Source organism: Paenibacillus qinlingensis (assembly GCF_031455095.1).
In the GTDB taxonomy this organism is placed as follows: Bacteria; Bacillota; Bacilli; order Paenibacillales; family NBRC-103111; genus Paenibacillus_E; species Paenibacillus_E qinlingensis_A.
In genome coordinates this window covers 103,071-120,993 of the sequence record NZ_JAVDSB010000018.1, presented here as the reverse complement: position 1 = coordinate 120,993, position 17,923 = coordinate 103,071, and the positions used below count along the sequence as shown (strand labels likewise).

The 17,923-nt window shown below is 43.1% G+C and carries 12 protein-coding genes; 2 read left to right on the top strand and 10 right to left on the bottom strand.

Annotated elements, in window-relative coordinates; translation table 11 throughout:
* Positions 1–365: 365 nt before the first annotated feature.
* The 3 genes from J2736_RS29255 to J2736_RS29245 all read right to left on the bottom strand — a co-directional run bounded on the left by J2736_RS29255 (position 366) and on the right by J2736_RS29245 (position 5,702).
* Positions 366–2,504 carry an ABC transporter transmembrane domain-containing protein gene (locus J2736_RS29255; protein ID WP_310502112.1) on the bottom strand — a complete coding sequence of 713 codons (2,139 nt, stop codon included), beginning with the start codon at positions 2,502–2,504 and terminating at the stop codon, positions 366–368.
* Between the two features lie 172 nt (positions 2,505–2,676).
* The gene (locus J2736_RS29250) at positions 2,677–3,147 is read right to left on the bottom strand and encodes a hypothetical protein (RefSeq protein WP_310502111.1); all 471 of its coding nucleotides are present in this window, start codon (positions 3,145–3,147) and stop codon (positions 2,677–2,679) included.
* 131 nt (positions 3,148–3,278) lie between these two features.
* Complete coding sequence (locus tag J2736_RS29245) at positions 3,279–5,702, bottom strand: TOTE conflict system archaeo-eukaryotic primase domain-containing protein (protein ID WP_310502110.1); 2,424 nt, start codon at positions 5,700–5,702, stop codon at positions 3,279–3,281.
* A 232-nt stretch (positions 5,703–5,934) separates the two neighbouring features.
* Here J2736_RS29245 and J2736_RS29240 point away from each other — a divergent pair, with 232 nt between their 5' ends.
* A complete protein-coding gene (locus J2736_RS29240) occupies positions 5,935–7,074 on the top strand; it encodes a Fic family protein (protein ID WP_310502109.1) in 1,140 nt (379 codons plus the stop codon).
* 165 nt (positions 7,075–7,239) lie between these two features.
* On the opposite strand, the gene J2736_RS29235 is transcribed toward J2736_RS29240, so the two are convergent.
* Positions 7,240–8,850 (bottom strand): glycosyl hydrolase family 18 protein, encoded by a 1,611-nt coding sequence (locus tag J2736_RS29235; protein WP_310502108.1) that lies wholly within the window; start codon positions 8,848–8,850, stop codon positions 7,240–7,242.
* Positions 8,851–9,304: 454 nt separating this feature from the next.
* On the opposite strand from J2736_RS29235, the gene J2736_RS29230 reads away from it, so the two are divergent.
* Complete coding sequence (locus tag J2736_RS29230; protein ID WP_310502107.1) at positions 9,305–9,988, top strand: response regulator transcription factor; 684 nt, start codon at positions 9,305–9,307, stop codon at positions 9,986–9,988.
* Between the two features lie 53 nt (positions 9,989–10,041).
* On the opposite strand, the gene J2736_RS29225 is transcribed toward J2736_RS29230, so the two are convergent.
* From J2736_RS29225 to J2736_RS29200, 6 genes are all read right to left on the bottom strand, one after another.
* Positions 10,042–10,698 (bottom strand): M48 family metallopeptidase, encoded by a 657-nt coding sequence (locus J2736_RS29225; RefSeq protein WP_310502106.1) that lies wholly within the window; start codon positions 10,696–10,698, stop codon positions 10,042–10,044.
* Positions 10,695–11,405 (bottom strand): alpha/beta fold hydrolase, encoded by a 711-nt coding sequence (locus tag J2736_RS29220; protein WP_310502105.1) that lies wholly within the window; start codon positions 11,403–11,405, stop codon positions 10,695–10,697. The genes J2736_RS29225 and J2736_RS29220 overlap by 4 nt, the downstream gene beginning before the upstream one ends.
* A gap of 112 nt (positions 11,406–11,517) precedes the next feature.
* Positions 11,518–13,233 (bottom strand): GTP-binding protein, encoded by a 1,716-nt coding sequence (locus J2736_RS29215; protein ID WP_310502104.1) that lies wholly within the window; start codon positions 13,231–13,233, stop codon positions 11,518–11,520.
* Position 13,234: 1 nt separating this feature from the next.
* A complete protein-coding gene (gene cysD / locus J2736_RS29210; protein WP_310502103.1) occupies positions 13,235–14,158 on the bottom strand; it encodes a sulfate adenylyltransferase subunit CysD in 924 nt (307 codons plus the stop codon).
* Positions 14,159–14,790: 632 nt separating this feature from the next.
* Positions 14,791–15,906, bottom strand: a complete 1,116-nt coding sequence (locus J2736_RS29205; protein ID WP_310502102.1) for a slipin family protein — start codon at positions 15,904–15,906, stop codon at positions 14,791–14,793.
* Positions 15,907–16,479: 573 nt separating this feature from the next.
* Positions 16,480–17,922, bottom strand: coding sequence for a sensor histidine kinase (locus tag J2736_RS29200; RefSeq protein WP_310502101.1), 1,443 nt, complete (start codon positions 17,920–17,922; stop codon positions 16,480–16,482).
* Position 17,923: the final 1 nt, after the last annotated feature.

Sequence of the window (17,923 nt, the reverse complement as noted above, 5' to 3'; positions counted from 1 at the left end):
AGGCACGCCGCCAGCGTTCGTCCTGAGCCAGGATCAAACTCTCCATAATAGAAAGATGACTTGCTCATTTGAAGCTAGCGAGATTTTGCAATCTCTTTTATAGTCGATTACTCGACTGTGCTTACTCACTCGTTGTTCAGTTTTCAAAGATCAATTTCTTTCGTTCACTGCCGTGTTACCGAAGCAGCGAGAAGTAATATACCATGTTTACTTTTAATGTGCAACTACTTTTTTTCGAGTTACTTTCAGTTACTCTCGCCAGCCTGTCTTGCGGCCGGAGTGATAATATAGCATGGTTTCGACAAGGAATGCAATGTTTTATTTTTCCATTTTAAAAATAATTTCACCTACTCCTTCGCCTTTTATTAACTCCGCTCCGACAACGACTGATTCAATTTCGCCTTCATATCTCCATAGCGATCCAACAAAGGCAGCAATTGCTTACGCGTTAGCGAGAGCAGAGTACAATCCGTTAGCGCTGTAATGTTGGCATTGCGGGGCGCATCTTTCAGCAACGCGATTTCTCCAAAGTGGTCTCCATCCTGAAGAACAGCGACCCTTATGTTCTCGCCCTGGGCATTCCTTTTCGACACTTCCACTTTGCCCCTTACAATGATGTACAATTTATTACCCGCTTCACCTTGCCGGAAAACATACTGGCCACTGGTCATTTTCTCTGTCATCAGCAAATCCTTAATCTCATGCAACAGGTCTTCGTTCATATATGTAAAGAATGGCATCTGTCGCAAGCGTTCGACTTCAACAACTACTTCTCCTGTGTGGGAGAGTTGGAAGCCTTGCTGCTTTTGCCACAGACGATGATAAGCCCCTTGATGCTCTAACAGCTCCTGATGGGTTCCGTATTCGATAACTTTCCCCTCTTGGATGAAATAGATGAGATCCGCATGTGAAACAGTCTTCAAACGGTGCGAAACCGCTACAACGGTACGCCCTTGATTAGTCCGAGTAATGGTCTCATTCAGTGCTATTTCTGACTCGGGATCAAGAGAAGCCGCTACTTCGTCCATAAATGTCAGTTCGTTCGAACGCAGCAAAGCGCGCGCAATCGAAATCCGGTGCCGCTGACTAACTGACAGATTGGCCCCATCATTTTCAATCCATGTATCGTAGCCATTCGACATTTGCATAATCGCCTCGTGAACACCGACAGCAAGCGTGACTTCAAGAAGCTCTTCCTCGGTGGCATCGGGATGACCGATCAGTAGATTGTCGCGTATCGTCGTATTGAATAGATAAGGTTCTTGAAAAATGACACCAGCTTGCGTAAGCAACGAAGACAGCTGAATCTTACGAAGATCAAGGTCATCCACTTGGATGGAGCCTTTTTGCGGATCATAGAAGCGCATGAGCAGTTGGAGCAACGTGCTTTTGCCTGAACCACTCGGACCCACCAATGCCACATAGCTGCCCACGGGAATGGATAAGCTTAGATTCTGAATAACAGGATGCGCCTCGGTATAACCGAAGGTGACATTATCGAACTTAATCTCGTTGGCCAACGAGGGATACCGTGAAGCCTGCTCATCATCATCCAAATCTGGCTTGATCTCCAGTACTTCGTTAATTCGTCGTATGCCAACCTCACCCTCAATTAGATCAGGCACGACCTCCATGAATTGAATTACTGATACGCCAACCGTATCAAAAACCGAATAAAAGGCAATTAAATCCCCGATTGTCATCGTTCCTTGGAACGTGAAATAACCCCCTAAACCAAGGATAATCACGTTAATAACGGATAACACCATGATCGGAAGACGCTCCAGATTAGAATTAATGAAGCTTCGCTTCACCCCTAGACGAAACCAAACTTGCAGTTGCTTGGTGAATCTATTTTTCATAGACTCCTGTAGTTGAAAGCCGCGAATGACCTTAAAAGCCTTCATTTCCTCATCCATATTATTCGAAAATGACTCTACAATTCCAACGTACTCCTCGTTGTAGCGCTGCGCGCGTTTATTCAGTAGTTTTTGCGGGACGAACATGAAGACAATTCCGACAAACGCCACAAGCGCCAATTTCCACTCCAAAACAAATAAAATGACGGTCCCCACCACCATGCTGAGGCTAGCCAAAATAAGCGTCGAAAACGTCTGCATCATCGCATGCTCGACCGCTGGAATATCCATGGTGAACCGCGCGACAATATCCCCGATCCGATACCGCGAGAAGAAATGAGCAGAAAGCTTCTGCGTCTGTTCGTAGAGATCTTTGCGCAGCCCGATGAGAATGGTCTCGTTTAATTTGGACATCGCATAATCGCCGCCGACGCCAATTAATAAGTTCAAGACCCCGCCTATCAGCAAGGCCGACAATAGACCGAAAAAAATAGTCATATTGCGAGGCGTGATAGCATCGTCAATTAAATATTTGATACTTAATGAGGTAAAGTACTCAAAACTAAGTTCAAATAGTAGAGCTGCTAGAAACACAGCGAATATTTTTTTGCTGCTCGTTAGGTATTTCAAGACGGATCGGTACAAATAGAGCATGAAGGGTTTCAGCGCCTTTTCATATAGTAGATGGGATAAGAGAATTAGTTCCTAATACCTATAGTTTACCATATCTGATTTATGCCCGGGAACGATTTCCTTAGCCTTATTAAATAAAAAAATAAAACCTCATCACTGTGGATGAGGCTTCACTGCAAGATGACTATGAAATTTCAATTAAGGTTACGCTAGCAAAATCAATTCGCAGCACGGAACCGCTAGGAATAGGGGCAGGCTGAGCAAAGATAAGCTGAATTTTGTCCCCAAAACGGAAATATTCCGTGAACAACGTGGAAGTCACATAGATCGTATCCAAGCTATTGGCATTGAAATTGGTCTGCGACGAGACTAGGGTTCCCCCATTCCTTCTCACCTCAAAGCGAACCAGTGGATTCGGATTACTTGGAGGCGGAAATGCCACATTGGAAAGTTGAATCGTGAATTGACATTGAAATAATCTGGATTTTTTGATTGTAAGGGTATCCGTCCCCGGGTCGAAAACGATGCCACAACCATGCTGTGCACTATTCAAATTAACTACCAATGGAACAAAAGAGTTACCATCCACAAACTGCGGCAGAAAATCATTGGTAACATAGATTGATATTTTCTCACAATCATCCTTATCTGACATATCGGACAACCTCCTACTACTCTTTGTAATATTAAATGAGCATGTAGGGGTGATTGTGTTAGACAGGAGATGGTTTTGGGGATAAAAAAATAGAAGAGGCTGGGTGGAGTGCTTCTTCTATTTCTGATACTCTATAGTTCCATACCGCTGTATCCCATAGCACGATAACCCACTATTCTTTTCTTATACATACTCATGAGAATAGAAACTTGGATATCGATATAATCGTAGATCTGAACGTCTTTTTTATTTGCATGTGAACGGTGTAACCTTCCTGCGTATTGTTGTAAGCTCCCTTTCCATGAAATGGGGTGAACAAGAAATAAGGTATCTAGCCTAGCATCATCGAAACCCTCACCAATCAATTTACCTGTAGCAATAAACACCCGCTCTTCTGTATCAGGAATACTAGCAATCTTTTGCCTGATCACTTCCCTCTGTTTCTTCCCCATACCGCCGCGTAAAACGATGACGTTCTTCGCAAACTTCTCAAGTCTCTTTTCAAAATATGCCACATGAGCAGTTCTCTCTGCGAGAAGGATCGGTGATCTACCTTGATTCAAGCATTTTAATAGATCATCAAAAATGAGCTCATTCCTACTCTCATCATCTACCAAATGTTGATATATAGTCTGAATCGATGGATGAACTGTCTGGGGTGGCAATTGAAAAGAGGTATATCTAGGTACAACTTTATGTTCGAAACCTCTTGTTAGTACTTGTGATTTTGCATCAATTCGAGTTCGTATTGGACCGCATTGCATCAACACGATCGGTTGGTGTCCATCCTGTCTGGCTGGAGTAGCTGTAAGGCCAACGACATATTTGGCATTCGCCTTTTTTAACACCTGCTCAAAGCTAAAAGCCGAAATATGATGACATTCATCAACGATAATTTGTCCGTATTCCATTAAATAATCTTTGATTTGACCCTTATTATTCAGACTTTGAATGACAGCAATATCTATCTTGCCTGTTCGTTTCTCCTTACCACCACCAATAACACCGATATCTTTGATATTCACATTTAGAAAAGTGCTCAACCTTTCCTTCCATTGATCCATCAATTCCCGGCGATGCACAAGAACTAGAGTATTCACTTTTCTGGATGCGATAATAGAAGATGCAACTACCGTTTTTCCAAAAGCTGTGGTGGCTGAAAGAATTCCCGTCTCATGGGCTAAAATGGATCGAGCAGCAGCATCCTGTAAGACCGAAAGCTGTCCATTAAATTGAGCGTCTACAACTTCGCCGCCATTTCTCTCATCCGTTATCGAATACTGAACATTATTCTTCTCAAGTAATTTAGTTAAAACATGCAAACAACCTCTCGGCAGTGCAATATGCCTTGAAAATTCCTCTGCACAGCCTATCACACGAGGCTTTCCATAAGTAGGTAAGCGCATCGCTTGTGTTTTATAGAAATCAGGATTAGGAAAGGAAGCAAGTTGCTTAATCCGATTAATTGCACGGCTAGATAATGCTTGCTTTTCTATATAGACCATATTAGAAAGAACCAACTGTAACTTGGATGGTAAATCTATTCCCATTACTTCATCATCAATTTGAACTTGCTGAATGTCCCAAGGTCTCTCCTCACTTAAATCTTCCCAGTTCCCTACATTCAGAACACTTGAGTTCCTTGTTACTTCTTGTAGAATAGTCTCAACTTGCGTTAAGCTCAGTTTTCTTAACCCCGCTAAGAAATTCCATTGATCTTCGTACGGTTTAAAATTGGCATCAACAAAAACGCTATTTCCTTCTTTCCTAGGGCCTCCTTGCAAAGGCAAAGCGATCAGATTTCCAAATCCTCCTCGGGGGAGTGTATCTTGATTAGGAAATAAACGATCATAAGAGTCGAGTCCAAGCTCGTGTCTGCTCTCCATCGTCCTGGTTAATAGCGCACAGCCAAATGATCTAACAACACTTGCTTCAATTGGCCGCTCAAAAAATATCCATATATGCCCGCCGTTACCTGAACGGGAACGCTCTAGTGCGGCAGGTACTTGAAGCTGCTCACACGTAGCAAGAACAGCGGCTGCGTCTTGCCTCCAATTTTGTTTATCAAAATCTATGGCTAGAAACCAACAGGTTTCGTTTTGAAGCATTGGGTACACGCCAATTGTCTGGTTAATCTTTGCATCGAGATGGCGAGATATCGTCTCATCCGTGACAGGAAGAAAAGCTCTATGGGAGCAGTCTGAACATTTTATTTGAGGCTTCTTACAAACCAAACTCCATTCGTTCGCACAAGCAGGAGAGTACCCCGATTTTCCAGCTTTACTTTCCCATCGATTAGGGTAAACATCCTCACGACCACGGAAGAGCGAACGAAATAAAGCGATTTTCTCACTTGGTGTTGAGTAATTATGAATAAAACCTTTTGCCGTTAAACTTTTGGTAATAGCTGTTTCAAAGATAACATCTGCAGAAGGATGAAGCTTAGATTCTGCTATTGTTAACTCTTCAAGCTTTTGCTTAAGTAATAGATTTTCATGTCTTAACCGATCAATCTCTTTCCGTGCAATCTCAAGTTGTTTGGCTAGATCACTCATAATTCCTCCAAAAGGAAATAACTTTGTAAGGCTAGTTTAGCATAGGAATACGTTGAAAAATAATAAGAAAAACTATCCAATCACAAGAGTTGTGAATATCTTTCTATCAGAGTTACATTGTGGGAGTTTAGCTCCATTTATTCATGTACATAATTAGTGTATTGACATATACTAATCATCAGTGCAAAGCATTGAATTTATTGTACTTTTTAGTGTAAAGGAGTGATGTAAAATGACTTATACTTTTTCATCTGAGCACTTTGTATACGAAGGGGATCGTTTGGTATATCGACCTCACTTTAATCCTTTTGACTATGAGATTCAGCAACTTATTCTAGAAGCAGAGCGTAATATCGGAGCACTTGCCCGATTGGGTCTAAAAAGTCACCCATTAAAACCTACTATCCTACGTAATTCTTTGGTAAGGACTGCACATTTCACAACTAAAATCGAACAAAACAAATTAAAATATAAAGAAGTTGAACAAGTCTATCAGACTTATAAAAAGAATCCATTAACGATTAAACAGAAGGCGCAGCTCGAAGTTAAAAATGTGTTTGAGACGTATGAGTTCATCTATGACTTAGACCCTTCTAGAGACTTCTCCGATATGGATGAACCTATCTTTAAAAAAATTCAACATTTACTGATGAACGACTTGACCAACTATCCTGATGGCTATAGACAAATTCCTGTTGCACTTCAGGACAATGACGGTCACATTAGTTATCAACCTCCCGCTTTTACTCAGGTTCCCATTTTGATGAATGCCTTCTTCTCTTGGTTGTATACAAGTGTATCCGGTTGTCTGCATGCCTATGATTCTGAAATTATTAATGAGAGAAAACTCCATCCTCTATTAATATCCGGCATAACTCTTCACCTAGTCGGATATGTCCATCCGTTTCCGGATGGTAACGGTCGAACTGCTAGAGCATTCTCAACTTTAGTTGGACTCATTCATAATGATCTCGCTAAAATTAAAGATGCTTTCAGTGTCGAGGAATATTTTGATAAACGTATAGAAGATTATTACGATACCCTAATGCTTGCTACACAAGGTGATCTAAAACCCTTTTTAGTTTTTTATCTGGAATGTGTTAATGCATCCCTTACAAAAGTACTGAATGAGCTGCAACGATATGATCGAATTAAGCACATTCGTGAGATCCTTGGAAAAGGCCATGCTAAGACAATGTTTGAGCTCATAGCCAGAATGGATGATGGTGAAGTATTCCACAGAGAGTTATTTGACGATACGTTAGATGCTTCTTCATCAAGTATTGCCAAAAACTTATCAAAGTTAAAAGATTTAGGGGTTATTCGTTCTGGTGAAAATCGCGGGGAATATACAATATGCATTTTAGATTAAATAAAAAAGAGGGTGTCTCAAAAGTCAATCTAGACTTTTTGAAACAGCCTCTTCTTTCATTAATGACTTACGAGTAATGAATCTGCTTCCTCTGATTCCCACAATCTAACTAGAGTTTCTCCATCTATTTAAAGCGAATTCCTCGAATTCGAAATGTTAACTGTATTACTTAGCCGCCAGCTCTCCAACTTGTTCCCAATCCGATTTCGTATAGTTCCCCATATACCATAAGGAAACACCTTGAAGATCATAGAATTTGGCGAGCCAAATTTTCTTGGCTATGCTCTGCGAGTCTTCGTAGTACAACACATGGCTGCCTCGCTCGTCTGCGAATGTAGCTTTCTTTAAGAAATACGGCATCGCCCAAGCAGCATCCACACCTGGCATCGCCAGCCTTTTCTCAACATCTGCAATAGCTGGATTAAGGGCTGATCCGGTTACGCCGGATGTGGTTATCCACTGGTTAGCTTGTTTGGAAATGCCAAGAACCAGTTTCTCCTTCGGTATGGATTGCAACGCTGCCATCACCGTATCGTTCACTAAAGGTAACGGAGCCGATGGCAGCATGTTATCGTCATGCGTGAAGTCATAAGCCATAAGGATTACCATATCGGCTAGCTTACCGATCTCTTTTAAATCATAACCCTTATAATAATAAGTTGGAGGAACAGCTACGGACAATGTAAGCGAACCTAACTGACTTTTCAACTCCTGAAGAAAATGGGTATAGTCCGCCGCACTTGCCGCATCCTTCAAACCTTCAAAATCAATGCTGACCCCAGTAAACGAGTATGCTGGATCTTTCAAAGTATGGAGCAAGGATGACATAAAGGCCGCCCGGGCCGCTTGATCTTTCAGGAAGTCTTTTAAATTAGCGCCATCATAGAAAACCATCAATTCCTTCGGGATTTGAGCCGCATTCGCTGCAGCAAGGACTTCTTCATAACCACTCGGCACGCGATTAACCGTTGAGTTGATATTCAATGAAGCTGTGCCAGCAGTACTGTAGGACAAGTTAGACCAACCTAATATGACATGAGAAAGCTTATTCATTTGCTCAATCGCAGCATAGGACTGGATCGCATAATAACCTGTGACATCGATCTTTTGCTCGGCAATACGCTTATCAATCAAACGATAGATAACAGCAGCAGCCTGTTTGCGTATCAAAGACTCCTTCGGGTTGAATCCCGACTGATCTCCCTCCATAATGCCACGATGCGCTGCGTAATACACATAAGGTTTCATAGCTTCGTTCATTGCCGAATCATCTTTAAAACCTCTAACGATCCGCTCATTCAACCAATCCGAAGTTAGCCATTGTTGGCGTGTCTTCTCGCTTTCGGAATCTAGCAACGATTTCCCTACGAGCATCGCAACTTCTTCTCTAGTAATCGTCTGCTCTGGATGAAATAAACCAGCTTGATCTATCAAGTTATCTAACCATTTCCGTTCATGAACAGCAGCAATATAAGGTGCCGACCAGCGATCCTTCGATACATCTGCGGGAGTACGCCCACCGGTGGCTTTGTTCTCTATTTTGCCTGCCATAACGAGTAACTTAATGAAAGCCTCTCTAGACAGATCATTATTGGGACGATAAGTTTGATCCTCGTAGCCGTTAATAATACCTAGTGCGGATAGTGTATAAATCGGGTCCTTGGCATAATCTTGTTCTTCATCCTGAAAGGGCTTGAGTTGCACATCGTAAGCAAACGCGTTATTTGCAAACAATAGGACAAACAGCGCGCCTAGTAACATTGTCTTTTTCCACATAATCTACTTTCCTTTCCCTCTATCGCAGCTGTCGCTAGCATTGAATTTATAGCAACATAGTAATAGACGAAATAAGAGAGTGTTAGTTCCGCTAAAATTATGTAAAAAAAATATAGAATCGTAGTCCCTCCTACTCAGGGTTACGTTCCAATAACATTCGAATGGGCATATATAAACTCAAGATTAGAAGAATGCCACCTAGTACGTTCCACAATATCATCAACATTTGGACATGCCTCCCTCGGAATTTCATAAATCCTCTCTCCTCATTATAAGTGATCCTAAAGGCCTATCCAAGATGAAGAAAATCACTAGAATAGCAAATAGACTGTCGATTTTTGTCAGTTTTCTATGACTTAAGTCATGTTTATGGTAAAATGAATAAAATATAGCATGTTACTGCCATGAGGAAAGAGTAGAAGATGTAGGAGGAACGTTTGAAGGAGTGATTGCATTGTCTCACACAACTATTCTAATCGCAGATGACCAGCCCCTGATCCGGGATGGTTTGGCCGCCATTCTAGGCATGGAGGAGGGATATAGCGTCGTAGCAACAACGGGGGATGGCATAGCCACCCTTGAACAAGTACAACTTCATCGTCCTCAACTCGTTCTGATGGATATCCATATGCCTAAACTAGATGGTCTAGAGACTACCAAACGAATCAAAGCCGAATTCCCGGAGATCAAGGTGCTTATTTTAACCACGTTTGAGGATGAATCCTATATCTGGGAAGCGATACGACACGGTGCCAGCGGCTATTTGGTAAAAGGCGTCGAGACGAAGAAAATACTCTCAACCATTCAAGTGTGTCTAGATGGCGGCATTACATACCCCTTAAGTATTCAGTCGAGGCTTGTTCAAGCAATGCGTACATCAGAGGAATGTGAAGAGCGAGCTCTGGAAGAAAAGTCTAGCGAAGTGCAACAACAGGATGACAAGCTTGCTGGTTTATCTACCCAGGAACGAAATATACTGAGGAATTTAAAACAAGGGAAGTCCAATCAAGCTATCGCTGCTGACCTGTTTTTGACCACGGGGACTGTGAAAAATTATCTAAGCGTTATCTATAAGAAGCTGAATGTCTCTGGAAGGTCGGCAACGATTGCTTATTTGCATGAGAATGATTTGGTATAGGTTAAAAAAAGGAGTAAGGTTCTTGGAACCTTGCTCCTCTTTGTTGTCTTACGTTACAACGTCATGGCCTGACCATACCGGGCTAAGAATGCTTCCTTCTCTTTAAAATCCGGCATAAGGCTGCCTACACGTCTCCAGAAGGAGCGATCATGGTTCATATGCAAGAGATGACACAACTCATGCACGATGACATAGTCAATGACATCAACCGGTGCCATGGCTAGGCGATAATTAAACGTTAGCTTTTTATCCGAGCTGCAGCTCCCCCACTTTGTTCTCGATTCATCGATTTCGATGATCTTGGGTTTGACTTTCAGCTGGGTTTGATACGTTTTGATTCGCTCCGCGATGACCTTCTTGCAGCTTGCGAAGTAGAATTTCTTCAGGCTAATTTTCAACTCATCCTGCGAAAGACCATTCGTTTCAATTAACTCGTGGAGAAAATAATATTTCCCAAGATGAAGGAACTTGCCCTCGTCTTCATATTCCCTGACTTTCGGGATAGGTTGTCTAGCTCGGTTAATGGCGTCTAGCTTGTCTAGAATAGACTTGCTGTGTTGTTGCACAGCGTCGATGAGTTGTTCTTCACTGGTGCCGTTGGGCGCTTTGATCGTAATGAAACCTGTATCATCGATGTGGATATATAGTTTTTTACGGATAGCATATTGGACGTTGACGTCTATGGTTGTGTTATTGAGTTCGATTTTCATTTGGTTTTATCTTTCATTTTGATAAATTCAATGATGTGATCAACGGTTTCCTGTTGCTGTTGCTCACTGGAAATCGTCGCAGTTCCATCGCCTTTTTGAGCACCGTAATTGCCAAATTGCCCATGATTACCGCCTTCAATAACGAACACGTTCTCTTTGTAGGTGATCTTCGATTTATCCAGTACACCATCAAGCGAGCCGTATACGGTTAACGCATTTGCTGGCGGAATGTCACCATAAATGTAGGCGCCAAGCAATATAAGCCCCTTAATCTGATCTTGGTGCTTAGCAGCGTAATTGCTTGCCATTGCTCCGCCTAGTGAATGTCCACCGATATACCAGTTTTTGATTTCGGGCAATTTGCCAAACACGTCATCTGCGGCATTGCTATTAAAAAACGCAAGGTTAAAAGGCATATCAACCAGCACGCACGTTATCCCGTTTTGACGCAACTTCTCAAGCAGAGGTAAGTAAGCAATATGTTCAACCTTTCCCCCTGGATAGAAAATGAAACCCGTCTCGCTCGGCGTTGAAGGTGATAGGATAGTCAGTTTGCCATCTGTTGTGATCGTCTTTTCATTGACTAAGGCATCCTTGGAAACATCAACCGCATGATAATAATTAGAGACATAGATTAGAAATGCCACTGCGAGTACAAGAATGAGCGAAAGAAGTGAAATCAGTGTTATTTTGAGCCATTTCTTCATGTATGGGCCTCCGAAGGTTGGTAGTACTTGTTATTTCTTATATGATCTACGAAAAATCAACAGAATGCAAACAAAAGCACACTTGGCTATCAAGTGTGCTCTTGTTTATTTTTTAAAAATTAAGGAATTGTCCACGACTACTCTCATTAATTAAATATGTGATAATTCGTTTCACGACATAATTAGCAGATTCGTCAATGGATGACTTGCTTGCATCGATTTGAATTTCGGAGTTGCCAAGAGAACCATTGGTGCCCGAGCTCACCTGAACCTCAATAAATTCTTTGCCAATGATATCCCGTGCGGTTTCTAGATCGTTACCGTTCGAGGAATTATACGATACTAATGCAATAAGTCCAGCATCGTTCATCAATTTAGCAAGTTCTGCTAATCGCTGTGCCGATTCTCCTTGGCCTTTCCCCAGCAACATGGTGTGATGGCCTGTTGATACTAGACGTTTTTCGACTTCCTTCGCAAGGGTCGATTGATCTGAACCCGTGAACCAAAGGGTCAACGGATTCTGACCTTTTTGCTGAGCACGAACTTCTCTGTTGATTTCCGTATCTAGTCCTACCGCGTTGTCGGAGCTTTGAAGAGTCTGCTCAATCACTCCACAAGCAGAAGTCATATTGGTGACACGATCAATAAGAATAAATCCGCCGATGCTTTTATTTAGTTCGAAAGAATCAATAACGATAGCGTCAGATAAAGAAAACTCACATTTGGCCAACTCATTTTTGACAATATGATCGGTTGGCACCGTTTTTCCCGTATTAATTTCGATTTTATGTGTAATCGCCGTTACAGTACCTGGCAGGATTTTCGTTCCTACTTTGACCAGGTAGTTCTTGCCTGGCGTCAGTACAGAGTCGTCCATCCAAAGAATCGTAGCACTAAAACTGTCTGCCTCTTGCATCTGAGTATCCTTCGTGAATACACAGCCCCGCGACACGTCGACTTCCCGATCCAGTTGAATGGTTACGGGCTGTCCAGCATAGGCATAATCTCGATCTTGGTCGCCCACGAGGATCCGTTTGACTTTCGCCTTCTCATGACTAGGCAACGTGATCAACTCATCACCAACCGCGATACGACCACCCTCAATTTGACCTTGGAAACCTCGGAAAGTATGATCCGGACGGCATACACGCTGAATCGGCATCATAAATGGCTTCGTATTATCGCTCTGATGAACGTCCACATTTTCCAAATATGGCAACAAGGCAAGACCCTCGTACCAAGGGGTATTTGGTGATTTTTTCGTAATGTTATCCCCTTCAGTGGCGGAAACAGGGATCACCTGAATGCTTTCAAAATGAAACCCGGCGGTCAATTGCGAGAATTCTTGTTTGATCGTATCAAATACCTTAGGATCAAAACCGACTAAATCCATCTTATTCACAGCAAGAACGATATGTTTAATTCCCATAAGTGCACAAATCCGAGAGTGGCGCTTGGTTTGGGTAATAACCCCTTTCTTCGCGTCCACAAGAATGATAGCCAGATCCGCAAAAGATGCACCTACAGCCATGTTACGGGTATATTCTTCGTGTCCCGGCGTGTCCGCTACGATGAACGAACGGTGATCCGTCGTAAAATACCGATAAGCCACATCAATCGTAATACCTTGCTCACGCTCTGCTAACAGCCCGTCAAGCAGCAAGGAATAGTCAATTTTGCCGCCGCGGCTGCCAAGTCTGCTGTCTAGTTCCAGCGCTCTTTCTTGGTCGGCGAACAAAAGTTTTGCCTCATAAAGCATATGTCCAATCAGCGTAGATTTGCCGTCATCCACACTTCCGCATGTGATAAATTTAAGAAGACTCTTCATTTTAGAAATAACCCTCCCGTTTACGTCGTTCCATACTTCCAGCCGCTTCTTGGTCAATTACCCGCGTCGTCCGCTCGGATGATACTGCACCCAGGGTTTCTTCAATAATGGTATCAAGTGTATTCGCTTCTGACTCGGCACCGCCAGTAAGCGGGTAGCAGCCTAGTGTGCGGAAACGCATCTTCTTCATTTCAACTTTCTCATGAGGCTCGATCCTCATGCGATCATCGTCCACCAAGATGAGATGTCCGTCACGTTCGATGACAGGTCTTTCTTTGGCAAAATAGAGCGGCACAATATCAATATTTTCTCTGCGAATATATTGCCAGATATCTTTCTCCGTCCAGTTGGAGATAGGGAACACACGCATGCTTTCGCCTTTATTAATTCTTGTATTAAAAAGTTTCCACATTTCCGGTCGTTGGTTCTTCGGATCCCAGGCATGGTTCTTATTCCGGAACGAGAAAATTCTCTCCTTCGCGCGCGACTTCTCTTCATCCCGTCTTCCGCCGCCGAACGCTGCTGTAAATCCGTATTTGTCCAATCCCTCTTTCAGGGCTTGGGTTTTCATAATGTCCGTATACGCGGAACCGTGATCGAACGGGTTAATCCCCTGGTCAATTCCCTCTTGATTGGAGTGAACGATCATGTTGATTCCGAACTCTTTGGCTTTACGATCGCGGAATTCAATCATTTCCTTGAACTTCCACGTCGTATCAATATGCATGAAAGAAAATGGCGGCTTCTCTGGATAAAAAGCTTTCAGCGCCAAATGCAGCATAACGGAACTGTCCTTGCCGATCGAATACAGCATCACAGGCTTTTCACATTCCGCAGCTACTTCTCGGATAATATAAATCGCTTCAGCCTCGAGTTGATCCAGATGTGTCATTTCATCTATAGAATCAAGTATCAGTTTTTCCATGGAAAAGGTGCCTCCTTTTAATTCTTACTAAATCTATCGCCTTTCTTTATATACTAACAGAAAATGGCTTTCGTGCAAAGTGGAAGAAAGTGAAAAAGTTATGATTTCTGATAACTTTGTCGAATGATGTCGTACTTGCAAAACAATCATCATTGTATCATGGGAGCCTAGAGTATCTAAATTATATATGCAAATCGTGGGCTAATAGTTACGGATGCGTGCTGTGGTCATATGCAAGCTGCTTTTGATCGAAATCTATAAAAGTGCAGGTGGGCTACCGCTCGTCAGGAGCGTGATATTTTTGAAAAAATAAATAAGTAACCAAAAGACCTTCAATGACGCAACTACTTTAAATAAAGTTACGGGAAAACGCTAATCCGTGTAAATGGACAACCAGTTGAAAAATAACGTTATGCGATAACGCTAAAAGCTTCAAAATCGAAGTTTCCTGCGTATCTCAACACTTTAGCGTTATACCATCACTTTATTTCCAGTAAAAATGAGAAAACACACAAGTTAAGATGATGCCATCACCTTATCTTGCATGGTCTTCTGAGAAGTGGAAATTAAAAAGGAACTTAGCAGGTGTATCAAACCGCTAAGCTCCTTTTTCACAGACGCGAACAATACTGTTATTTACTAGCTGCCTTCTTTTCACCAATGAGCGAACTCAATCTCTCCAACAGATCCCCGCCGCCTGTTAATGAAATCGAACCGACTTTCTCGCATATTTTCTCGAGGAATTCCAGCTCCTTCAGACGAAACAACGTCTGATTCTCGTCCATTAGCTTCGCGGTGTTTAACAAACTACGGGTCGATGCGGTCTCTTCACGACGTGTAATGAGATTCGCCTGGGCCTTCTTCTCAGCCAGCAGCACGGTATTTAAGATATCTTTCATTTCGCCAGGCAAAATGACATCCTTCACTCCTGCGTTCAAGAACTGTACGCCGTACTCTTCGCCCTTCTCCCGCAAACGGGATAAGACGAACGATGCAACGTCCTCTTTCTTTTTCAAGAGATCGTCTAACTTTAGGTTTCCGACATATTCACGCAGTATGAGCTGAAGCTGGATGTGGATTTGATCGTCAAACGATTTCATTTCCAAGGCACGTAATGGCTTTACGATCTTGTATTGGCAGACGAAGTTCAAGCGTAGGGTAACCTTGTCTTCTGTCATGATTTCTTGGCCGATTAGATCCATTTGCAGCTGCCTTACATCAGTCGTTTTTACCACAGTCGAGACAGGACCTCTCCAGAAGTAGTACTTGCCAGGAGAAAGCTCACGCTGCAAAACGTGATCATAAAACAAAAATCCAGACTCATAACTCGCAATTTCATAGCCCTGTACATAGGCCGTAAGCTTCGGTAGAAGCGAACGATTTACCTCAACAGGTAACTCTGGTTTTCTAATATCCGCATGTAAAAATGTATGCTTTTTTAGGACATTCCAGTAAGCGTAGACACCAGGTTTGAGCAGTTGTATAAATTGACCTTCCTCATAATGCAGCATGTATTCATGATCTTGTACACGAACGATTTCTAGTTCCTGCACCAGGTTGTCATCGTGGAGAAATAACTGTAAATCTTTGCCCGCTACAACGAACGGATCCGCGATATTCAATACGACAACCGAAGATTGTGACCACATGATATAGTGGTAGGTCCCTGGCATAAGCTTTTTCACATAACTTCCTTTATGAAAGAGTAGACCGCGCTGGTCAGCTTGAATCGTTATTTTTTTTAACATGTTCGTTACCTCCTAAATAGTTCGACCATCGGTTGAAGAATCCCATCTGTAAGTCCGGCGGAATCCCGTTTGAGATAAGCAGTCCCCCTGTGACGTTGAAGGACATTGGATTCCGGAGGTTGACCCTACTTCAGCCACCCTTCCTCCCCCTTCTTTCCCAAAAAATCTACCGGAGTCTCGCCCCATCTGTATCCACGGACTGCAAAGCCTACCTACAGTGCGCTTAAACTAGCCGCTAGGGATTCTACCCTTTGGTCTTAAAAAATAAATTTTTTGCTCGATTGGAAATCGAGTGTTCAACCAGAATCGCTCAAATATGCGATTGGGGAATTGAACCCCAATGGTGGATTCTTATCGATCCGAGCGTACAGGATACCGTCGCATATGATGCACGGCACTGCGGGATAACGGATATCCATGCCTCGTTACGACCGTCCGACTAAGAACCAATGTGTCTTACAAGTTCTATATTCGCTTATTTTGAACAGTACGAACATGGCGAAAGTATTACGAGTAGGGAAAAAAAATGCCGCAGAAAAGGAACCCTCCTTCTCTACGGCATTTCTATATATACTACCCAACGCCCGCCAAACTCACCAACGGCTGCACATACGGACGGCTTTCATACAGCGGAATTCTGACCTCAAAAGCACTTCCGACGCCCAACTCGCTGCGCACGCGAATGCTGCCATTGTGAAGCTCCACAAGCTCTCGCACAATGGCAAGCCCCAGACCGGAAGAGTCTTTATGCTTCACGGGTCTGCCTCTCTCCACTTTGAAGAAGCGCTCCCAGATGAGCCCTTGATCCTCCGGTGATATACCGATTCCTGTATCGGTTACCGTGATGAGGACACACCCTTCCGATGGAACGGCCATCGCCTTCAATTCGATTGTTCCGTTCTCGGTGAACTTAACGGCATTTTTGATCAAATTGTTCAGAATTTGTTCTAGCCGATCCGGATCGGCATGAGCTTGCGGCGAATTGTCATCCTCATAACAGTGAATGAACGTTCCGCGTAGTTCTGCCTCCGGTTGAAATTTAAAGGCTAGCTTGGACATCATTGCCTGAACATCGACCGCCAACCACACCAGATCAATTTCCTTATTTTCCAACTTCATTAGATCCGTAATATCATCAACCAGTCGGTTCATATGTATCGTTTCGTTATACATGATTTCGTAATATTTATCCCGCGATCCATCTTCAATCAAACCATCCTGAAGTGCCTCCAAAAACCCTCGCATCGCCGTTAGCGGCGTTCGCAGTTCATGGGAAACATTTGCTAAAAAGTCATGTCGCAGCTGGTTCAGCTCTCTTTTTTCCAGATCAACGCGCGCCAGCTGCTCCACCATATGATTAATGGTCGTGGCCAGCTCGCCAATCTCATCCTTGGAATCAATCTGGATTCTCTCGCTATAGTCACCGATAGCAATCTTGGCTGCTGCCTTATCGATCTGTTGGATGGGGCGGCTAATGGTCCATGACAAGTAAAAGGATACGCTAAATGAAAAAAAGATACCGAGCAGCGTAACCCAAAGGATGGTTTCTCTCAGCTGAGCGATCGTCTCATTCATCCCTTTAAGAGGCGAATGCAGGACAATCCCCCCGTACACGTCGTTGTCCTTTCCCCATGGAACGGCAACCGAAAGCATACCTTCCTTAAAACCGTCGGATTGATTCCATATGGCAGGTTCACCATTCAGAACTCCGTTGATCACTTCCTTGCTGACAATCTTGCCTACATTCACCTCATCCTTGGATGAGGTCGTGACGATGTTTCCGTCCAAGTCAAATATCCAAATACGGGAGTCAAAGGCTTGATCGAAAAAGTGCAGCTGTTCCTTGGAACGATCACTCCATTCCTTCTGATTTTGAATGGCTAGATTCACTTGCTTAGCTTGCCGGATCATCTCATTACTTTTGGAATTGACGATATAATCCTTGGCAAATAACGAAATAACGAGCCCCACCGCACATAGCCCAAGCAGCACCGTAACGACGGAGCTAGTCAGCATT

Bases quoted from the DNA above. Each gene is read 5' to 3' on its own strand.
- J2736_RS29215 (WP_310502104.1), bottom strand. From the start codon at position 13,233: ATGAAGAGTCTTCTTAAATTTATCACATGCGGAAGTGTGGATGACGGC.
- J2736_RS29220 (WP_310502105.1), bottom strand. From the start codon at position 11,405: ATGAAGAAATGGCTCAAAATAACACTGATTTCACTTCTTTCGCTCATT.
- J2736_RS29240 (WP_310502109.1), top strand. From the start codon at position 5,935: ATGACTTATACTTTTTCATCTGAGCACTTTGTATACGAAGGGGATCGT.
- cysD (WP_310502103.1), bottom strand. From the start codon at position 14,158: ATGGAAAAACTGATACTTGATTCTATAGATGAAATGACACATCTGGAT.
- J2736_RS29225 (WP_310502106.1), bottom strand. From the start codon at position 10,698: ATGAAAATCGAACTCAATAACACAACCATAGACGTCAACGTCCAATAT.
- J2736_RS29200 (WP_310502101.1), bottom strand. From the start codon at position 17,922: ATGCTGACTAGCTCCGTCGTTACGGTGCTGCTTGGGCTATGTGCGGTG.
- J2736_RS29205 (WP_310502102.1), bottom strand. From the start codon at position 15,906: ATGTTAAAAAAAATAACGATTCAAGCTGACCAGCGCGGTCTACTCTTT.
- J2736_RS29245 (WP_310502110.1), bottom strand. From the start codon at position 5,702: ATGAGTGATCTAGCCAAACAACTTGAGATTGCACGGAAAGAGATTGAT.
- J2736_RS29250 (WP_310502111.1), bottom strand. From the start codon at position 3,147: ATGTCAGATAAGGATGATTGTGAGAAAATATCAATCTATGTTACCAAT.
- J2736_RS29235 (WP_310502108.1), bottom strand. From the start codon at position 8,850: ATGTGGAAAAAGACAATGTTACTAGGCGCGCTGTTTGTCCTATTGTTT.